This window comes from Bacillus sp. GZB, assembly GCF_001975995.1.
In the GTDB taxonomy this organism is placed as follows: Bacteria; Bacillota; Bacilli; order Bacillales; family Bacillaceae; genus Bacillus; species Bacillus velezensis.
In genome coordinates, this window is the sequence record NZ_MTQG01000016.1 from 691,342 (window position 1) to 709,125 (window position 17,784).

The 17,784-nt window shown below is 49.8% G+C and carries 22 protein-coding genes; 2 read left to right on the forward strand and 20 right to left on the reverse strand.

The window, feature by feature from the left end; all coding sequences use genetic code 11:
* Positions 1-81 precede the first annotated feature (81 nt).
* The 11 genes from BXO87_RS09340 to BXO87_RS09390 are packed head-to-tail and all read right to left on the reverse strand — an operon-like array spanning position 82 to position 10,233.
* Positions 82-537, reverse strand: a complete 456-nt coding sequence (locus BXO87_RS09340; RefSeq protein ID WP_033574365.1) for a dTDP-4-dehydrorhamnose 3,5-epimerase family protein — start codon at positions 535-537, stop codon at positions 82-84.
* Complete coding sequence (gene rfbD / locus BXO87_RS09345) at positions 534-1,382, reverse strand: dTDP-4-dehydrorhamnose reductase (RefSeq protein WP_038460264.1); 849 nt, start codon at positions 1,380-1,382, stop codon at positions 534-536. The genes BXO87_RS09340 and rfbD overlap by 4 nt, the downstream gene beginning before the upstream one ends.
* A gap of 20 nt (positions 1,383-1,402) precedes the next feature.
* Entirely contained in the window at positions 1,403-2,350 is a 948-nt protein-coding gene (gene rfbB / locus BXO87_RS09350) for a dTDP-glucose 4,6-dehydratase (RefSeq protein ID WP_020957994.1), read from the reverse strand.
* A 2-nt stretch (positions 2,351-2,352) separates the two neighbouring features.
* Entirely contained in the window at positions 2,353-3,090 is a 738-nt protein-coding gene (locus BXO87_RS09355; protein ID WP_038460267.1) for a sugar phosphate nucleotidyltransferase, read from the reverse strand.
* Positions 3,091-3,117: 27 nt separating this feature from the next.
* Complete coding sequence (locus BXO87_RS09360; RefSeq protein ID WP_038460269.1) at positions 3,118-4,122, reverse strand: PseG/SpsG family protein; 1,005 nt, start codon at positions 4,120-4,122, stop codon at positions 3,118-3,120.
* 1 nt (position 4,123) lies between these two features.
* Entirely contained in the window at positions 4,124-4,864 is a 741-nt protein-coding gene (locus BXO87_RS09365; protein WP_038460272.1) for a cytidylyltransferase domain-containing protein, read from the reverse strand.
* The gene (locus tag BXO87_RS09370) at positions 4,857-5,978 is read right to left on the reverse strand and encodes an N-acetylneuraminate synthase family protein (RefSeq protein ID WP_007614529.1); all 1,122 of its coding nucleotides are present in this window, start codon (positions 5,976-5,978) and stop codon (positions 4,857-4,859) included. The genes BXO87_RS09365 and BXO87_RS09370 overlap by 8 nt, the downstream gene beginning before the upstream one ends.
* Positions 5,978-6,841 (reverse strand): GNAT family N-acetyltransferase, encoded by an 864-nt coding sequence (locus tag BXO87_RS09375; RefSeq protein ID WP_038460275.1) that lies wholly within the window; start codon positions 6,839-6,841, stop codon positions 5,978-5,980. Before BXO87_RS09375 ends, BXO87_RS09370 begins: the two co-directional genes overlap by 1 nt.
* A complete protein-coding gene (locus BXO87_RS09380) occupies positions 6,842-8,011 on the reverse strand; it encodes a DegT/DnrJ/EryC1/StrS family aminotransferase (RefSeq protein ID WP_038460278.1) in 1,170 nt (389 codons plus the stop codon). It abuts the gene before it with no gap.
* Positions 8,012-8,033: 22 nt separating this feature from the next.
* Positions 8,034-9,458 carry a capsular polysaccharide export protein, LipB/KpsS family gene (locus tag BXO87_RS09385; protein ID WP_017418666.1) on the reverse strand — a complete coding sequence of 475 codons (1,425 nt, stop codon included), beginning with the start codon at positions 9,456-9,458 and terminating at the stop codon, positions 8,034-8,036.
* Between the two features lie 4 nt (positions 9,459-9,462).
* The gene (locus BXO87_RS09390) at positions 9,463-10,233 is read right to left on the reverse strand and encodes a glycosyltransferase family 2 protein (RefSeq protein ID WP_038460281.1); all 771 of its coding nucleotides are present in this window, start codon (positions 10,231-10,233) and stop codon (positions 9,463-9,465) included.
* Between the two features lie 280 nt (positions 10,234-10,513).
* On the opposite strand from BXO87_RS09390, the gene gerQ reads away from it, so the two are divergent.
* Complete coding sequence (gene gerQ, locus BXO87_RS09395) at positions 10,514-11,059, forward strand: spore coat protein GerQ (protein ID WP_007614539.1); 546 nt, start codon at positions 10,514-10,516, stop codon at positions 11,057-11,059.
* A 46-nt stretch (positions 11,060-11,105) separates the two neighbouring features.
* On the opposite strand, the gene BXO87_RS09400 is transcribed toward gerQ, so the two are convergent.
* From BXO87_RS09400 to BXO87_RS09435, 8 genes are all read right to left on the reverse strand, one after another.
* Positions 11,106-11,477, reverse strand: coding sequence for a DUF423 domain-containing protein (locus tag BXO87_RS09400; protein ID WP_003150969.1), 372 nt, complete (start codon positions 11,475-11,477; stop codon positions 11,106-11,108).
* Between the two features lie 63 nt (positions 11,478-11,540).
* Entirely contained in the window at positions 11,541-12,860 is a 1,320-nt protein-coding gene (locus tag BXO87_RS09405; RefSeq protein WP_021494757.1) for a purine/pyrimidine permease, read from the reverse strand.
* Between the two features lie 18 nt (positions 12,861-12,878).
* Entirely contained in the window at positions 12,879-13,301 is a 423-nt protein-coding gene (locus BXO87_RS09410) for a YwdI family protein (RefSeq protein ID WP_007614542.1), read from the reverse strand.
* 60 nt (positions 13,302-13,361) lie between these two features.
* Complete coding sequence (locus BXO87_RS09415; protein WP_012118732.1) at positions 13,362-14,045, reverse strand: uracil-DNA glycosylase; 684 nt, start codon at positions 14,043-14,045, stop codon at positions 13,362-13,364.
* Between the two features lie 14 nt (positions 14,046-14,059).
* Positions 14,060-14,866: a glycosyltransferase family 2 protein gene (locus tag BXO87_RS09420; protein ID WP_032876926.1), complete on the reverse strand. Its 807-nt coding sequence runs from the start codon at positions 14,864-14,866 to the stop codon at positions 14,060-14,062.
* Positions 14,867-14,950: 84 nt separating this feature from the next.
* On the reverse strand, positions 14,951-15,478 hold the full coding sequence (locus BXO87_RS09425; protein WP_038460283.1) for a hypothetical protein: 528 nt from the start codon (positions 15,476-15,478) through the stop codon (positions 14,951-14,953).
* Between the two features lie 44 nt (positions 15,479-15,522).
* Positions 15,523-16,158, reverse strand: a complete 636-nt coding sequence (locus tag BXO87_RS09430; protein ID WP_014419175.1) for a permease prefix domain 1-containing protein — start codon at positions 16,156-16,158, stop codon at positions 15,523-15,525.
* Entirely contained in the window at positions 16,151-16,489 is a 339-nt protein-coding gene (locus BXO87_RS09435; RefSeq protein WP_003150960.1) for a PadR family transcriptional regulator, read from the reverse strand. Before BXO87_RS09435 ends, BXO87_RS09430 begins: the two co-directional genes overlap by 8 nt.
* A 149-nt stretch (positions 16,490-16,638) precedes the next feature.
* Here BXO87_RS09435 and BXO87_RS09440 point away from each other — a divergent pair, with 149 nt between their 5' ends.
* Positions 16,639-17,451 (forward strand): bifunctional hydroxymethylpyrimidine kinase/phosphomethylpyrimidine kinase, encoded by an 813-nt coding sequence (locus tag BXO87_RS09440; protein ID WP_038460925.1) that lies wholly within the window; start codon positions 16,639-16,641, stop codon positions 17,449-17,451.
* A gap of 30 nt (positions 17,452-17,481) precedes the next feature.
* On the opposite strand, the gene BXO87_RS09445 is transcribed toward BXO87_RS09440, so the two are convergent.
* Positions 17,482-17,757, reverse strand: a complete 276-nt coding sequence (locus BXO87_RS09445; protein WP_042635591.1) for a hypothetical protein — start codon at positions 17,755-17,757, stop codon at positions 17,482-17,484.
* Positions 17,758-17,784 lie beyond the last annotated feature (27 nt).

Genomic DNA, 17,784 nt, shown 5'->3' on the forward strand with positions numbered 1-17,784 from the left:
GTATCTTATTCACTGGCTCCACTCATATCAAAGTCAACAAAAACACAAAAACGAAGACATCCGCTGTCTTCGTCTTGTGCGCTATCGGTGAGCCGTCTGCCAGTCAAATCCGATAGTTTCATCATTCCACGGAATTCTTTTTTCGTCAGGCTGATCCGGATTGTAGGACATCGTCGTGAAATAAATAATGGTCAGCGGGGTTTCGCCCAGCACTCTGTACCCGTGTGCGACGCCTTTGGGAATGAGAAGGAGCATCGGATTGTCTTCTCCCATGTAGTAGACATCCGTTTCTCCCTTGGTTGCCGACTCTTCGCGAAGGTCATGGAGCACGACCTGGGCGTGGCCTGTCGGGAAAAACCACAGGTCATCCTGTTTCTCATGATAGTGAAACGCTTTAATGACGCCGGGATAGCTTTTGGACCAGGAAGCCTGCCCGAAACGCTCTAAGAGATGTTCATCGTCACGGACGAGTTCTGAGAAAAAACCCCGGTCATCGCTGTGTTTGATCAGCTTTTTGATTTTTACGCCTTCGATCACTTGCACTGTCCCTCCCCTTGTAAATAATCCTGCAGCGCTTCCCGCCAATGCCTCATGCCGAGCCCCTGCCGTTCAATCGACTCAAGACTCAACACCGAATAAGCGGGGCGCGGCGTCTCATTTCCGTATTCCTCCGTCGTGACGGGCAGCACGGAGGCGGTTCTGCCGCTTTCTTCAAAAATAGCCTTGGCAAATTCATACCAGCTGCACACTCCGCTGTTTGCGGCGTGGTATAAGCCCGGCGGCCTGTCAAACAGACCGATCACCGTTTCGGCTAAATCTTTTGTATACGTCGGCGCTCCGACTTGATCGTTAACGACACGCACCTGATCATGTGTATCCGCAAGCTTCAGCATCGTATTGACAAAGTTGTGCCCGCCGCTGCCGTACACCCACGATGTTCTGATAATGGTGTGGTTTTTCCCCGTTAACCGGATCAGTTCTTCGCCGAGTTTTTTGCTTTTTCCGTAAATCGTGCCCGGATCTGCGGGATCATCGGTCTGGTATGGCCGTGTTCCTTTGCCGCTGAAGACGTAATCGGTGCTGATGTGAATGAATTTCGCGCCGGTGTTTTCAGCCTCAAGCGCGGCATAATAAGCGCCGATTCCGTTTATTAAATACGCTTTGTCGAGCTCCGTTTCACATTTGTCAACGGAGGTGTATGCCGCCGTATTGACGACGATATCCGGCTTGTAATGGCTGAACGAGTGCCGCACCGAACGCTGGTCGGATATGTTCATCATCGCTTTTGTCAAGGCGATCACTTCATACCCTTCCCGCTTCAGCTGGCGGCATAACTCCCGCCCCAGCTGGCCGGCCGCTCCGGTTACTAATACCTTCGTCAATCGGATCCCCTTCTTTCCGATTAGTCTTGGCTGTCTGTATACCAGCGAATGGTTCTTCTCATTCCTTCTTCAAATGTGACGTCCTGCCGCCACCCCAGCTCATTTTTCAGCTTTGAAGCATTGATGGCGTAACGGCGGTCATGCCCTTTTCTGTCTTCGACATGAGCAAACCGTTCCTCGACACCGAGCTCCTTCATGATAAATGACGCAAGCTCTTTATTCGTCCGTTCATTTCCTCCGCCGATATTGTAAATGTCACCGAGTGTTCCTTTTTCCAGCACGAGCTTAATGGCGCGGCAATGATCTTCGGCAAACAGCCAGTCTCTGATCTGCATCCCGTCGCCGTACAGCGGAACCGGCGTGCCGTTTACGGCATGCCTGATAATGGTCGGAATCATTTTCTCGTGATGCTGGTACGGCCCGTAATTGTTGCTGCATCTTGTAATAATGGCAGGAAGCTTATGGGTTCTCACATAAGACATGACGAGCAGGTCTGAGCTTGCCTTGCTGGCCGAATACGGATTGTTCGGAGAAAGCGGCGTCGTCTCTGTAAAAGCGGGATCATCCGGCGCCAAATCTCCGTACACCTCATCTGTGGAAATGTGAATCAGCCTGCCGGCTTTTCCCTGTAACACCGCGTCCGCCAGTCGGTATGTGCCCATTACATTTGTTGTGATGAACGGCTCTGCCTGATTTATGCTTCTGTCCACATGGGATTCAGCCGCAAAATGAATGACAGCGTCATACATTTGGGAAAAGACTTTGTCAATGTCCTCTTTTTTAGAAATGTCACCTTTGATAAAACGAAAACGGCCGTTCTTTTTTAAGGCTTCTATTTCAAGCGGCCTGCTTGCATACGTGAGATTATCCAGGACGGTAATCTGCGCATCTGTTTCTTTCAGCATCATCTTTGTGAAGGTAAGGCCGATAAATCCGGCGCCCCCTGTAATTAAATATGATTTTGGCATGATTAATGCTCCTGTCCTTTCTGTAATGCCTGATGCGCCAGGCTTCCGGCGAGGTAGAGCGATTCATGCGTGCCCGCATCCACCCACCAGCCCGTTAACACATCATACGTCAGCTCACTGTGTTCAATGTATAAATTATTGACATCCGTAATTTCCAGTTCGCCGCGTTTTGAAGGGGAAATTTGTTCAATATAAGAAAACACTTCTGCGTCGTACATGTAGATCCCTGTGACGCATAGTCTGGTCGGCGGCTGCTCCGGCTTTTCAATGATCGACTTGATCCGTTTGTTTTCCTCATCAATCTCGGCGATGCCGAAGCGCTCCGGATCGTCCACTTCTTTCAGCAGCACTTTTGCTCCTTTTCCCTGCTTTGCGAAACGCTCCGTATAAGGTTTTAATGAATCTTCAAAAATATTATCTCCCAAAAGCAGAACGAACGGATCGCGCCCGGTAAACCGCTTTGCGTATGATAAACCGTCGGAAATGCCGGATGCGGCTGGCTGAACCTGATATGTGATTGAGACGCCGAGCTCTTCTCCGGTTTCGAGAAGTTTATGAAATTGCGGAATATATTCTTTTTGCGTAATCAGCAAGATATCTGTAATCCCCGCTTCTTCCAGCTTCATGACCGACCAGTAAATCATCGGATATGGACCGACAGGGAGTAAATGCTTATTGACCGCTTTTGTCAGCGGCATAAGGCGTGAGCCGGTGCCTCCGGCTAAGATAACACCTTTCACATGAACACTTCCTTACGTGTGGTTTTATCACAAATCATAAAGAATCGCCGCCGCCCGTTTGATGCCCCTGCCGTCAACCAGCGGCTTTCCGTTTTGATGAAGTCCGGTCCGCAGAGGATAATCAGCGGCCATGTCAGACATATGCCGTGCGAGAACGTCCGCTGATATGCATTCACCAAGGCCGAGGTGAACGGCGGCCCCCCGTGCGGCGAATTTTTCCGCCGTCTCAGTTTGATGCTCCACTTGAGAAAGTACAATGCAGGGCACACCTGTACAAATGGTTTCATATAAAGTGATCCCGCCGGACACGACGGCCATATCAGCCCTCATGAGAAGCGCGGCCATGTCATTTGTCTGCCTTACCATCTCGGCATACGGCATTTGTGTAAGATGCGCGCGCACGTCATCAGCATGAGGCGCGGCGCCGCCCATGACGATGATCACTCGTTTTCGCTGAATGCCGGGGATGCTGCGGCATGCTTCCATCACTTTAAAGACAAGCTTCTTCGGGTCGCTTCCTCCTAATGAAACCAATATGGTCCGGCATTCTTTTCTCAGCTGATAAAGCTGTTTGGCTTTTTCAAAACCCGGATGAAGAATCAAATAATCCGGGCCTTCATATACCGCGGCGCTGCCCATTTGAACCGTCCGGCTTTTCAGCCCTCCGTAAATGCCGTTTATAACGGCATCGCATAAATGAATGACATGTTCCCGTTTTTCTTCAAATAAGACGATGCGCGCCGATGAATGCTTTTTGATTTCCTCTAACCAGTCACACGGCATATCGAGCAGATCGAATATGAGAAGGTCAGGAGCCTGCCTGTTTATTTCCCGGACAATAAATTCCTTCTGTCCCTTGTCAGGCTTGATGTTCACTTCCCATTGATCAGAAGACAGATAAGAAGAAGCCTCTTTATTTGTGTAGAACGTTATTGAGCAATTGTTCTTAATGGCACCGGCAAGCAGCTTCATCCGCACCGCATGCCCCATGCCGATGTCACGGCCCCCATCCGCGAAAATCAGAACCCGCATGCTAATCAGCCTCTTTTTGCCGGATCATTTGATTAATGGCCCTGAGCTCCGGATCACGATTCAGCAGATGGATCAATTCTTTTGCCGGAATATCAGGACGCGAGCCCGCTTTTACGTACAGCTCGCGGGCCAGCCTGTAGTCCTCTTCGGTATCGACGGTCAGCCGCAAGTGAGGAGCCCGGAGTTCCTGCGGGGGCTCAGGAAAGAGAAGCCGGTACCTCTCAGGAGATTCTCTTATTAAAAGGGTGACATGTTCCTGATATTTGTCCGCCAGCGTTTTGTCGGCATTGATCTCCGTTAAAAGGCGCGCTTTTACCGCCTCACCGCCGATGCCGAGCGGTGTACCGCAAATATACGTGTAGTCTGCGTGCTGATCTAAATGCGATTGAATCAGAAAATCAAGCAGCGAAGGGTCGACAAACGGGTTATCCCCCGTCAGTCTGACTGCGATGTCCGGTTTTACTTGTTCGATGACTTGTGCAAACCGGTCAAGCACACACTGTTCGCTGCCGCGGTGCACACGGTAGTTCTTGCTGAGGCAGTGCGCAGACAGAATGTCGTCGGTCTTGCTGTCAGACGAGGCGACAATCAGATTATCCCGTGATTGATCATAATACGCGCTTTGCCGAACCCTTTTGACAATCATATCGAGGATCGTATACCCGCCGATCGGTTTCAGCACTTTGCCGGGAAGACGCCCGCTTCCCATCCGCGCCTGAATGATAAACAAAATGTCAGTCATCATATGGGCTGCCTTTCGTCAAAAGGTCATCCCAAGTGATGCCCGTGTCGGCGGGGATATCCCTGACCGCACGCGCGCCGTCAGTTAAAAGCTCAAAATATCTCGGGTGGAGCCCCTGCGGTTTTTGACCGGGACGAAGGACGGCAAGGTTTTCAGCCGTAAAACATTCGCCTTTTTGAATCGGCGCTGTTGAAAAAATGCCTCTGTAAGCGAACCTTCTGATATCTCCTTCAATCGGTGTCGTGGTTTTATGGGAGCTTCCCGACAGCACTTCCGGCACCGGAGCGTGATGCCCCTGCCGCAGCTCCGCTTCAACCGAGCGGATCGCCGCAACCATTTCTTTTAATTCATCCGGATTGAGGGCGAAGGAGTGATCAGCACCGGGCAGGTTTTTATCGATCGTAAAATGCTTTTCAATCAGTTTCGCTCCGAGCCTGACCGCCGCGCACGGCACATCATACGGATGGGCGCTGTGATCGGAGAAACCGATCACTGCATCCGGGAATGCGGCGGCAAGCATGGGAATGACGCTCAGATTGCTGTATTCAGGCGGCGCGGGATATTTCGCCACACAATGCATGATCGCAATTTCTGTGTTCCCCTCGCCGGTAATGGTTTGATAAGCCTCCTGAATATCTGAAATATCAGCGCCCGCGGTGGAAAAGATAATCGGTGTCTTCAGTCCTGCGACATATTTCAATAACGGCAGATGATTCAGCTCGTAGGAGGCGATTTTAAAGGCTGAAGGCGAAGTCGCATACAGTAAGTCGGCAGAGCCTTCGTCACAGACCGTGCTTAAAAACAGCACGCCTTTTTTCTTACAATATTCAAGCAGCGGTTCGATCCATTCGGCGGGCATTTCCATTGATTGCACCAAAGAAAAAATAGAGACGTTTTTTCCCGCAGCGGTTTTGTACAAGCCGGGGTCTTTCTGATACATTTTGTCAGCCTGAAACATTTGGAACTTGACCGCGTCCGCGCCGGCCTCACTGGCCGCGTCTATCAATTCAAACGCCTGGCTCAGTTTTCCGTCATGATTAATTCCGGCTTCGGCGATGATGAATACGGGCGAACCTTCGCCGATTGACTTCGTTCCGATTTTGCATGATGCCATCAGTCCGCCTCCTTTCCGGGCCACACGTGATAGTAGTAATAGGACGCATCCGCTTTAAATCCCATTCTTTCATACAGGCGGATGGCTCTTACATTGTGGAGCTGCGTTCCCGCTGATACAGTCTTATGCTGAAAGCGCAATGATTGTTCAATCACGTGCGCCGCTAAATGGAATCCCGCTCCTTTCCCTTCAAATCCCGGCTTTACCGCCATCAGATCAAGGACGAATTCATCGCCTTTAGACAGCCCCTGAACAAAGCCCACGGTCTCTCCCTTATATGTGGCGGCGAATTGTAACGAAGCTCTGCCTTCCGCGTTATTCCGCGCCCACTCTTCAAACAGGCGGTTTGCACTTTCATAGCTGAGATGGGGGTCTTGGTAATACCTGCTTTTTGTAAAGGCGTCGCGGGCCAGCCGTCTGATCGCTTCCGTGTCGCCGGGTCCGGCTTCTGTAATCTCAAATGGCGGCGTGCTGTTATATACACGCACCGGGCTGACGAGTTTGAGCAGACTCCCTACAAAATAAGCGTTCGGAAGCTGCTGAACGACCTGCATCGCGCCGATATCTTCAGCCGGTATTTTAATAAATATAAAATCAGTGCCTGCCGCCCGCCTTGCCGCGTAAAATTCCTGAAACAGCCTTTTGAGCTGTCCGGTGCTGTTTGCGGCTGCAAGCTTCACATTGATGATATTTTTTCGGAACAATTGACTTTCCCACGAAGAGTTTTCATATAAAATCGCGCCTTGAAGGCTGTTTTCTTCCAATAAACAGAGCGAAGATTCATAGGCTTCCGGCTGGATGCCCTTCTGATGCAGGAAGGCATGAATCATGTCCTGCGCAAGATTTTCCCTCAGTCTGTACACCTAATCAGCCCCTTTGACGATATCCGTAACGGCTGCAATGACGTATTCAACGTCGTCATCTGTCATTGACGGATAAAGAGGGAGTGACACGGTGCGGTGATAATACGCTGCCGCGGCCGGAAAGTCAGTTTCCTTATACCCGTACGTTTTTTGATAATACGGATGGAACGGAACCGGAATAAAATGAACACTTGTGCCGATATTATATTGGTCTTTTAAAGCGGAAATCAGATCGTTCCGGCTGATCCCGGCCTCCTGCTCCTCTATTTGAAGAACATACAGATGCCATGCATGCCGCCCGTCATCACTGACATGCGGGATGGTCAGCCCTTTCATGTGTTTGAAGGCGTCCTGGTAGCGTCTCGCAATGTCGGCTCTTCTTTGCTGCATGCTGTCAATCCGTTTCAGCTGATGAAGCCCAAGCGCTGCCTGAAGATCAAACATATTCATTTTATAGCCGGGCGTTTCGACCTCGTAGTACCAGCTTCCGTTTGAAGAATAGCGGTTCCACGCGCCTTTGCTCATGCCGTGAAGGCTGAGCACCCTGATCTGATCGGCAAGCCCGTCATCGTCCGTCGTCAGCATGCCGCCTTCACCGGTTGCCAGGTTTTTTGTCGCGTAGAAGCTGAATGCCGTCGCATCCCCGATTGATCCGATCATTTTCTGTTTATAAGTGGTGTACACGGCATGTGCGGCATCCTCTAAGACAAACAGCTGATGCTTTTCGGCGGTGGCCAGAATCCGATCCATATCACACGACTGGCCGGCGAAATGAACGGGTACAATCGCTTTTGTCCGCGGGGTGACGGCCGCCTCAATTTTTTCAGGGTCCGCATTCAGCGTAAGCGGATCGATGTCAACAAACACCGGAACGGCCCCTGTGTGCACGATTGTATTGGCCGTTGAACTGAACGTCACGGCAGACGTGATGACCTCGTCGCCGGGACCGATCCCTTTCGCTTTCAGGGCCAAAAACAAAGCGGCGGTACATGAGTTCAGCGCGATCGCGTGCTTTGCCCCCGTCCAGGCAGCAAAGGCTTTTTCAAACGCCTCTACTTTCGGTCCCTTTGAAAGCCAGCCCGATTCAAGCGTATCAATAACCTCCTGAATTTCGTCCTTCCCGATCATGGGCAATGAATAGGGAAGAAATGCTGATCTTTTTTGCACCATTTTCTTTGCGCTCCTATCTTTTTTATGAAGGGTCAACCCGTCTGAAGCTGACTCCGGTTTTTTCCTGAAGCACTTGGCATAAAGCGGCAAGCGAATCCTGAACCGGGTAGTTCGCGGCGACAAAAGCACGGCGCGCCTGTTCCGCTTTTTGATATTCTGCGGGGCTTTCGCATATCCTGATTAATTCCTGAGCGAGTGCCTGCGGGTCCTCAAAGACAAATTCTCCAAGTGAGTGATAATAAGGGTATCTGCGGGTTCCCGCTGATTTTCCGATCAGCACGGGCTTTTGAAACAGCATCGCTTCAAGACCGACCGTTGATGTCTGTGTCACCGCAGCGTCAACATACGGGAGAATGTCATACAGCTCCATCTCTTTTTTGATGATTTTGCCTGCTTTATATTTCCGCAGCACCTGATTGTAAGCATCCAGCTTGTTTTTGCCGATTTCCCACGGATGCGGTTTAATAATGAGCTGCATGTTCTTTTGGCCGGCAAGCTCTTCAAGCACTCCCGTATAAAATTCATCAGAAAACGGCTGCGTGGCGATCAGCACCGTCCGCTGTGACGGGAGAAAAGAAAGTTTGCGGTAAAACGTATCCTGATCTATCGGTTCTCTTGAAAAAATCTCGTCGAAACGGGGATGCCCCGTGATGATGATTTGTTCATCCCTGCAGCCTTTTGCTTTATACCACTCCGCTTCATAAGCCCCGAATACAGCCTGATAGTCCGTAAATACGGGCAGAAACGCTTCATCTCCCATGAGCGCTCCGTGCTGGAGACAGATGCTGACGGCGTTTTTTTTCGCTGACATCAGCGCCAGCACACGGCTGTAAATATCCTCTGTCGTGCCGACTACAACGGCGGAAATCTTCTCGGCCGTAAACAAAATATCAACGGCATCAACCGCTTCAATAAATAATGGAATGTCTTTATACAAACGTTCCTGAAATTCTCTGTTTCCGAAAGCGGGATGGCTGTGAAGCTCTTTCAAAATGGAATGGGCTTTTTCAATATAAGGGACGGGGTTCCCTTTTTGCCCCATTCCCGTCAGCTCCAATTTGCAGATAACGGGCAGCCCGTAATGGTCAGGCAGACTCCATCTGGCCAGTACCGCTGTTTTTGCCGGATCAAACTGCCGGTAATTTCCCTCGGTGAACCGAAGATGATCGAAATGCAGAATGACTTTTCCGTTTACCGGTTTCTCATCTGTTTTCTTAATGTTTTGCCTTTTTTGATCATAATATGGCTGTATACCGGCTTCAGGAATATGCTGATCAGCCGGACCGAAAAGCTCTGGGTTCTGCTCCATGCTCTCCCGAAGCGCCGGACTGATATATTGATAAAAATTACTGATCAATGCGAGCGGGATGTCTTTGTAGCGAAGTGACTGAAAAAGGTCAATATACTGCCGGTACAGCACCCAATAATTCGCTAAGTATGCCGACAAGCCCTCACCCCTTCCCAAGCTTTTTTAATGATTCCCTCAGCTCCCGGCACGTGGTCTGCTGCGGAAGACTGTTCACAAACTCGTTTTTCTCCGCCGCGAAAAGCTGATAATGGATGGATTGATCGGTAATATAATTGATATCAAGCTCCTCAGAAATCGGGTAAAACGGATAAAAATGATTCACTCTCCAGAAGAAACGGGCGTCACCGATCCGGTAAAACGCGGGGCTTTCATCCCAATAGGAACCGAATGCCGATTTGACCTGTTCCAGCACGGAAAACCGGTGCATGACCGAACAATGGTCAATGGCGCACGGTGCGTTCCACACGATCCGTTCGGCGGGCCTGGCCGTCTCCTTCACCGTCTCTTTCCGCTGATTCAGATGATAGGTTTTGGAACTTGAATACACGACGGCTTTTTTCGGGTCTTCATCAAGCTCTTTCACCATTTTCTCAAGCCGTTCCGGCACATACGTGTTGTCGTCGGTCGCATACGTCACGTACTCGCCCTCCGCCATTTCTATTGCCTGATTAATCAAGGCGGCGTAGCGTGTTTTTTCCGTTCTTTCTTTGACGCCCGATACATCGCTTTGATAAAACCGGACGCGGTCATCCGTGAGAAAAGGACGTATTTCCGCCAATGTCGCTTCATTTGAGTTGTCATCCATAATGAACAGCTCAAAGTCCGTAAACGTCTGAGACAGAATACTTTTAATAGAGCGGGCCACATAGTCACTTTTGTTATAGCTCGTCATGATCACTGACACTTTAGGCAACTCGTCACCCCCTTTTCGCACCTGAAACTACCGCTATCATATGTTCCTTATGCGGAAGATGCGATAGGAATACAGACTATTATGTGAAAAGTCAGCATTGCGCGCACAAAAAAAGCCGGCTCTGATGTCCGGACTTATTGGAGCGTATTTTCTTTTTCCGCATAAATCTTTCTTTGGGCTCATATGGTGGAATAGATAAAAACAGCAGCCTCTCTGTCGGCTGTCTGATACTTTTCAGGAGGTTTCAGCATCAAGAGGTTTTCATCAAAGGAGGAACAATATGAAACCGAAAAAGAATCAATATCAGCAAATGCAAGGGATGGGGATGGGAATGGATATGCAAGGATACCAGCCGCAGCTCGGGCCTAACCCTTATCCGCAGCCACAGGGCCAAGGATCACAAATGATGCCGATGCAGCAGCAAATGACAATGCCGATGCAGCAAGGCCAGCAGAGCTTCGGCGGGGGGTTCCCCGGTCAGCCGCAGCAGCAGGGCGGCGGCAGCTTTCAAATCCCGTCAGGTCCATCATCGTCACAAAACGTTCCCGGCATGCTGCCGATTGAAGAGTCATACATTGAAAATATTCTGCGGTTGAACCGGGGCAAAACGGCGACGATTTATATGACATTTGAAAACAGCAAAGAATGGAATTCAAAGATTTTCCGCGGTGTGATTCAGGCGGCGGGACGTGACCATATCATCATCAGCGATCCGAAAACGGGCACCCGCTATCTGCTTTTGACCATTTACCTTGATTACATCACGTTTGATGAGGAAATCGCTTATACTTACCCGTACTCCATGTCTTCTTATTCTCCGAGATAAATCAAAAAGCCAATCGCTCACTTGACAGAGGATTGGCTTTTTTTCTTTATAAATATTTGACGGCCGCGACGATAATCATAATCCAAGAGATGATAAACGCCACGCCGCCGAGCGGTGTAATCGCGCCGAGAATGGAAATCTGCGTCACGCTCAATACGTACAGGCTTCCTGAAAACAGAACGATGCCCGCAAACATCAGCCAGCCCGCAACAGAAACACTGCCTGCGCCAGAAAGCTTTTCGGCCAAAAACGCGACAGCCAGAAGACCGAGCGCGTGATACATATGATATTGCACGCCTGTGTGCCACACCTGCAAATATTTATCGGGGATTTTCCCTTCAAGCCCATGCGCGCCGAAAGCGCCCAGCGCCACGGCCAATAAAGCGTTAATCGCACCAAGAATAATAAACACTTTCATCTATTTTTCTCCCGCCTTTTCGTTAAAGTTTCCAATTCAATCATAACCCAACATCGGCAAAATTCAACGTCCGCCGTCCGATGACACGAGATTGTCGGATTTTTTCTTTTTGATAAGCTGGATTCGGTCAATCGCTATCGCCAGCAGCGTCCCGAGCACAAGACCGTTGCTTAAGAGCGAAATCAGTATCGGATGCATTCCCGATAACGCGCTCTCCGGCACAAACATCACACCGACTCCCGTCAGGAGCGCCAGACCGATAATGGAGCGGATTCGTTTTTGCTCCGCTTTCTCATAAGAGTCAAACTCCGTAAAGGCAAGACCCGCCATCGTGGAGAAAACGACGAAGTTTACCGCAAAGCCGACCGGTGAGGGCAGACTCGCGAACGCATTCATAAATAGCGGGATCATACTGATGATCATGACAAATACACTTCCCAAAAGAAACGGCTTTTTCGAAGGAAGCTTCGTCGTCTCAATAAAACCGGCCGCCCCTGAAATCGGCACAGGCGCAATGCCTCCTGACAGTCCGCTCAAAAGGTGGCTGATCGAAGCCGCAAACCCTGCCGGACGCTCACGCCGCTTCCCGACGGTGCCGCCGAATTTTTTCACCGCCGCTTCTACAACCCGGATGCTCGCGAGCATGTTGACAATCAAAAGCACGGTAATGAAGAGTGACGTAATGATCAGGCCGCTGTCAAACACGGGTTTTCCAAACGGAAAAAGAGCCGGCAGCTGAATCACGCGGTCCGGTATTTGAATCGGTTTGGCAGCGCCGAAGACGGCGAATAAGATCCATCCGCCGGCAAGCGAAAGGAGAATCGCATACTGTCTTAAGAACGTAACATTCGATCGGGACATGATGAACATCGCCGCCGTCACAACCATGGCGAGCCCGAATACAAGGCCGTCGACGCTGTTTTTTAAATAGCCGATGCCCAAAAGGCCTTTCACAATCGGCTGACTCAGCTGCATGACCAACAGCAGCAGATACACACCGGTCACAACCGGCGTAAACAGCACGGCCAGCCGTTCAATCACTTTAAAAAGGCTGAACAAAAAGAAAAAGACAGCGCTTAATAACAGCGCCCCCTGCAGCGCCCGCAGCGTCTCGCCGAATGTCGCAAACACCGTGCCAGTCAGTCCGCCGTAAATCGTGTATACGCCCCACCATAAGCCTGCCGGGCTTTCATTAATCGGCAGACGATGTCCCTGGAGACATTGGATGACCGCCGCGACGCCAAGCACAAAAAATGTGCTCTGAATCAATGCGGCAGAATCGGCATGGTTCAAGTGAAATGATTGTGCGATGGCGACAGGAACTACAATCGCAGCCGCAATCATAAATGCCGTCCATTGCAAACCCCCGAGTATCAGTTTCAAGTCAATCAACCTCTCCTGTTAAAAATCGAAAATGGAATCCCCGTTTCCGTCTTCCTCACGTTCGTCTTTCGCTTTTTTCTGATATTGGTTCAGCCCGGCGCTGCCCATCATTTTTTCAAGCAGCAGCGGGTCTGTCGAAGGAGACGCGGAAGGTTTCGGCGCCGCTTTCGGAATCGGATTCTGCACAGGCGCCGGATCGGTGTGCGTCTGAGTGCCGAGCACGACATCACACAGAGAGCGGATGGCGGCCGCGTGCATTTTGACCTCCTCGGTGCGGGTCGCCGTTTTCGCCTGCCTCAGTTCTTCTTCCATCTTCTGAATCAAAGCAGAGATATGTATGTTCATGAGTAAATCCTCCAGCAGTAATTTGTCTTCTTCCTGCATTTTATCAAATTTCTGAGCGAATCGCAGAATTGAGTTTGTTATTTTTTCTGACGGCATATCGCCCTGAACGCCAAAAAAGGCGCTTTCCGCCGGGCGGAAGCGCCTCAAAAAAACCGTTTATTGCGGCAGGTCGGGGATGCACCAATCGATCGGCTGCTCCCCCATTTTTTCAAGGGCGGCGTTTGTACGGGAAAACGGTCTGCTCCCGAAAAAACCGTTCCTTGCCGAAAACGGGCTCGGATGAGTCGATTCAATAATAATGTGTTTCGATGTGTCAATGCGCTCTTTTTTCATCTGCGCGTGACGCCCCCACAGGATAAAGACAATCGGCTTCTCTCTTTCATTCACCACATCAATGATGCGGTCAGTGAGCCGCTCCCATCCCTTGCCTTTGTGGGAATTGGCCTGACCGCGGCGAACCGTAAGCACTGTGTTTAACAAAAGCACTCCCTGCTTCGCCCAGCTGACGAGCGATCCGTGGTTCGGTACGGAGCAGCCGATATCGTCCTGAAGCTCTATGAAAATATTTTTCAAAGACGGCGGCTGTCTGACCCCGGGCTGAACGGAAAAACTAAGCCCGTGCGCCTGTCCTGGCCCGTGATACGGGTCCTGTCCGAGAATGACCGCTTTTACATCCTCATAGGGCGTATAATGCAAGGCGTTAAAAATATCATGGCTGTCAGGATAAATCGTTTGGCTGCTGTATTCTTGTTTCAGCATTTCTCTCAGCTCTTGATAATACGGTTTGTCAAATTCATCTTTCAGCTGATTCCACCAGCTGTCTTTTAAAAGCTGTTTCAAACTGTCCGTCCCCCTTATGAACTGTGCAGTCTTGAATGGACGGGCTTTCCGTCCCACACAATGTCAGTCGGCGCCTCCCGCCTCTTCATGTCCGGCTCTTCAAGAAGAACCGCGAAGTTTTTCGTCGGGAGCTCCCCAAGCCCGTGCTTTTCGCTTAACCGGTCTAAGTACCGCTTCCGTTTGCCGCCGAGATCCGCGGACTGATTGCCGCCTCCCTCAAAAAACGCATATATGACGCTCGCGCAAGGAACACGCTTCACACGGTGCTGTTTCGCGGCGCGCAAATAAAAGTCCCAGTCCCAATAATTATGGACATCCGGATCAAAATACCCTAACGTGTCATGCAGAGAACGCCTGTACATGCTGCCTGACGGAACGTACGTGGAAAATACCCGCATATCCGCATAATCCGCCGTATAGGCGAACGGCTTCCGTGACATCGGATATCTCGTGCCGCCCCGTTCTTCAAATGACACAATTTCCGCGTCAGAATGGACAAAATCCGCATCAGCAAGTGCAGCCGCCATTCTTTCCAAATGGCCCGGCGTAATGAAATCATCATCATCGCACAGCATGATATAATCACCCGACGCTTTTTTCACACCTGCGTTCCGCGCTTCCACATGTCCGGCATTCTGTTCTAAATCAATAATCTGAATCGGCAGATCGCTGTACAGCTGCTTCGCTTGTTCGACCGATTCCCCGGCATCATTTACAATGATCACTTCATAAGGCTTTATGGTCTGCATGGAAATCGACTCCAGCAGCTCACACAAAGCCGGAATCCGGTTATACGTGACTATAACAATTGATATATTCATGACCCGCTCCTTCTGCTTTTTCTCATGTTCTATTAAAACATAAAGCGGCGGAGAGATCAGGGGGGATTTTTGATTTCTGCCCATTCAGAAACAAATCCAGGTCATGCCCGCCAGCAAAACGAGAATGATTAGAAGGTCTCCCCAAACAGTGCATACCGCCTTGGCATTAAATCTGCCCGCCTCCATGGCGTTCCAAAGTTTTGATTGATAAACAGGCACCAACACCATCGCATAGCATGTGCACAAGCAGACAAAAGCCGGCGGGACAAGCGCACATCCATCCTCATCCCAATCATGAATCAGTTCCGGTATACTCACCCCGCTGTCAATGTACAAGTATAATATACCCGCCAGCGGAATGAGCGAACTGATCTGCAGCTCGAAAAGTTTCACCTTCCACTCACGCGCAAACGAAACGGCCCAAATCCATCCCAGCGCATAAAACAATAGAAGAAGCAAAATACTGAAAACAACAAAAATAGCGTCTTGCATCCCATTCAGAACCATAATAAAAAGACTCACAACGGGCAATGCAAGAACCAAGCCGCAGACGGTAAATACGGTAACGGCTATTTGGGCGCACGCGCCGTACATCCACGAACCTAATCTCATTTTAACACCCCTATATAGATTACCTATGTATATAGTGAAAAAGATCAGGCAAGCCTCTGCCTGCCTGCGTAAAAACCTATTTTGCCGCAAAACGGAAAACATACCGTCACAACGGCGCATACTGCCGCAAAACTCGGTGTGACCGCCGAAGGAAACAGCCCAGCCGGAACCAGATTGAACAAAAAGACAAACATAAAACATAGATTCGGCACCATTGAAGCCCATACCGTCCGCTCAGCAAGCTTTTTTCCGCCAGCCCCGAACTCTTTGCCAGCTTGATAGCCGATTTGGAACCAATACAGCACATAACCGATCATAATCAGCCATACTGACACGGAAATCCCTTTCCACAGCGCGTCAACAGCGGGATGAATCCTCCACGCGTGCATCATCGTAATCATCGCCCCCATCACAAAAAGACCGCAGTTGCAGAACAGATAAAAGAGCATAAAAGTCCGCGCGGGCACCGCCGAAGCTTTTTGAAAAGCAGAGATAATTTCAGACGGAGTCCCCACTTCCCGCAGAATAAGCGCCATCGCTTCGCTTTCGGTTTTGCCTTTTTCCAGATGATCACATATGGCATGATGAATATGGCTTTCGATTTCTTTTAATAATTCACGGCTTCCGGCCTTGCCTTCCAGCCCTTTTCTGATTTCCTGCACATAAAGGTCCTTATCCATTCTGCCCGCCCCGCTTCAGCATCCGGTCCATCAGAGCAGAGAACAGATTCCATTCCTTCGTCCGTTCGGCTAGAATGTTTTTTCCTTCATCGGTGATCCGGTAATATTTTCGGTCCGGCCCTTTGGTCTGCTTTTCCCAGTAAGAAGAAATATAGCTTTGGCGTTCAAGCTTATGAAGCGATGGGTACAGCGTGCCTTCCTTCATTTGCAGTTCATTCCCGCTTCTTTTCTCCATTTCTTTCACAAGTTCATACCCGTACATGGGCCGTTCATTCAGCAGCGTCAGCACCAGAATGACCGTGCTTCCCTTTACAAGCTCCCTGTTGAGCATTTATTTTCTCACCCTTACCTAGTAATCTTATGTAGGTATTGTACGCACATCCCCCGCGGCTGTCAAATCATTCCTCCAAGCCTTCCGTATTGTGATCGGGAGAAAATCTAACTATAATGAGATATAAAACACTGATGGAGGCCATTGATATGTCAATGCACAAAGCACTTACTATTGCCGGTTCTGATTCCAGCGGCGGCGCGGGAATTCAGGCCGATTTAAAAACATTTCAAGAAAAAAACGTATACGGAATGACGGCTTTGACCGTGATCGTAGCGATGGACCCGGAGAACAGCTGGGATCATCAAGTATTTCCGATCGATGCCGATACGATTCGCGCACAGCTGGCAACGATTGTTGACGGAATCGGCGTAGACGCCATGAAAACGGGAATGCTCCCTACCGTGGAGATCATAGAGCTTGCGGCGAAAACGATTAAAGAAAAACAGCTGAAGAATGTCGTTATCGATCCTGTCATGGTCTGCAAAGGAGCGAACGAAGTGCTGTATCCGGAGCATGCCGAAGCGCTTCGCACCCAATTGGCGCCTCTGGCAACCGTCATCACGCCAAACCTGTTTGAAGCAAGCCAGCTGAGCGGTATGGATGAATTAAAAACAGTGGAAGACATGAAAGAAGCGGCCAAGAAAATTCACGAACTCGGCGCGAAATATGTATTGATTACAGGCGGAGGCAAATTGAAACATGAAAAAGCGATCGACGTGCTGTATGACGGAGAAACCGCGGAAGTATTAGAAAGCGAAATGATTGATACACCTTACACGCACGGAGCCGGATGCACATTCTCCGCCGCCGTGACGGCAGAACTGGCCAAAGGCGCTGAAGTGAAGGAAGCCATCTATGCGGCAAAAGAATTTATCACCGCGGCAATCAAAGAATCCTTCCCGCTGAACCAATACATCGGACCGACTAAACATTCGGCGATGCGCCTTAGCAGAAAATAAAATAAATATCCCCCTCATGATCGAGGGGGATTATTTCATTTTTTTCGCGGATGACCGCAAAAACATCTCAATAGACTGCACAAACAGCGCATATTCCTTCATCTGTTCATATGTATGCATTAGCCGATCACTCCATTCATTGTGCGGCTCAGCTCTCTTGAGCATGCGATTCAGCTGAAGCAATACTTCTTTATATTCTTCCCGCTTATCTTCCACTTGCTCTGCGGCTTTGACAAGTAAACATTTCGGCGTCATCTTCTGATTTTTCAAAACTGAGAAAACAACTCCTTTTATTCCTGGAATCATAGGCTTTCGTTTGAAGAATAGCACAGA

What these genes read in the sequence shown, in the direction of transcription:
- rfbB (WP_020957994.1), bottom strand. Translation starts at nt 2,350, where the DNA reads ATGCCAAAATCATATTTAATTACAGGGGGCGCCGGATTTATCGGCCTT.
- BXO87_RS09360 (WP_038460269.1), bottom strand. Translation starts at nt 4,122, where the DNA reads ATGCGGGTTCTGATTTTCGCGGATGGGGGCCGTGACATCGGCATGGGG.
- BXO87_RS09365 (WP_038460272.1), bottom strand. Translation starts at nt 4,864, where the DNA reads ATGACTGACATTTTGTTTATCATTCAGGCGCGGATGGGAAGCGGGCGT.
- BXO87_RS09370 (WP_007614529.1), bottom strand. Translation starts at nt 5,978, where the DNA reads ATGGCATCATGCAAAATCGGAACGAAGTCAATCGGCGAAGGTTCGCCC.
- BXO87_RS09380 (WP_038460278.1), bottom strand. Translation starts at nt 8,011, where the DNA reads ATGGTGCAAAAAAGATCAGCATTTCTTCCCTATTCATTGCCCATGATC.
- gerQ (WP_007614539.1), top strand. Translation starts at nt 10,514, where the DNA reads ATGAAACCGAAAAAGAATCAATATCAGCAAATGCAAGGGATGGGGATG.
- BXO87_RS09400 (WP_003150969.1), bottom strand. Translation starts at nt 11,477, where the DNA reads ATGAAAGTGTTTATTATTCTTGGTGCGATTAACGCTTTATTGGCCGTG.
- BXO87_RS09410 (WP_007614542.1), bottom strand. Translation starts at nt 13,301, where the DNA reads ATGCCGTCAGAAAAAATAACAAACTCAATTCTGCGATTCGCTCAGAAA.
- BXO87_RS09420 (WP_032876926.1), bottom strand. Translation starts at nt 14,866, where the DNA reads ATGAATATATCAATTGTTATAGTCACGTATAACCGGATTCCGGCTTTG.
- BXO87_RS09425 (WP_038460283.1), bottom strand. Translation starts at nt 15,478, where the DNA reads ATGAGATTAGGTTCGTGGATGTACGGCGCGTGCGCCCAAATAGCCGTT.
- BXO87_RS09430 (WP_014419175.1), bottom strand. Translation starts at nt 16,158, where the DNA reads ATGGATAAGGACCTTTATGTGCAGGAAATCAGAAAAGGGCTGGAAGGC.
- BXO87_RS09435 (WP_003150960.1), bottom strand. Translation starts at nt 16,489, where the DNA reads ATGCTCAACAGGGAGCTTGTAAAGGGAAGCACGGTCATTCTGGTGCTG.
- BXO87_RS09440 (WP_038460925.1), top strand. Translation starts at nt 16,639, where the DNA reads ATGTCAATGCACAAAGCACTTACTATTGCCGGTTCTGATTCCAGCGGC.
- BXO87_RS09445 (WP_042635591.1), bottom strand. Translation starts at nt 17,757, where the DNA reads ATGATTCCAGGAATAAAAGGAGTTGTTTTCTCAGTTTTGAAAAATCAG.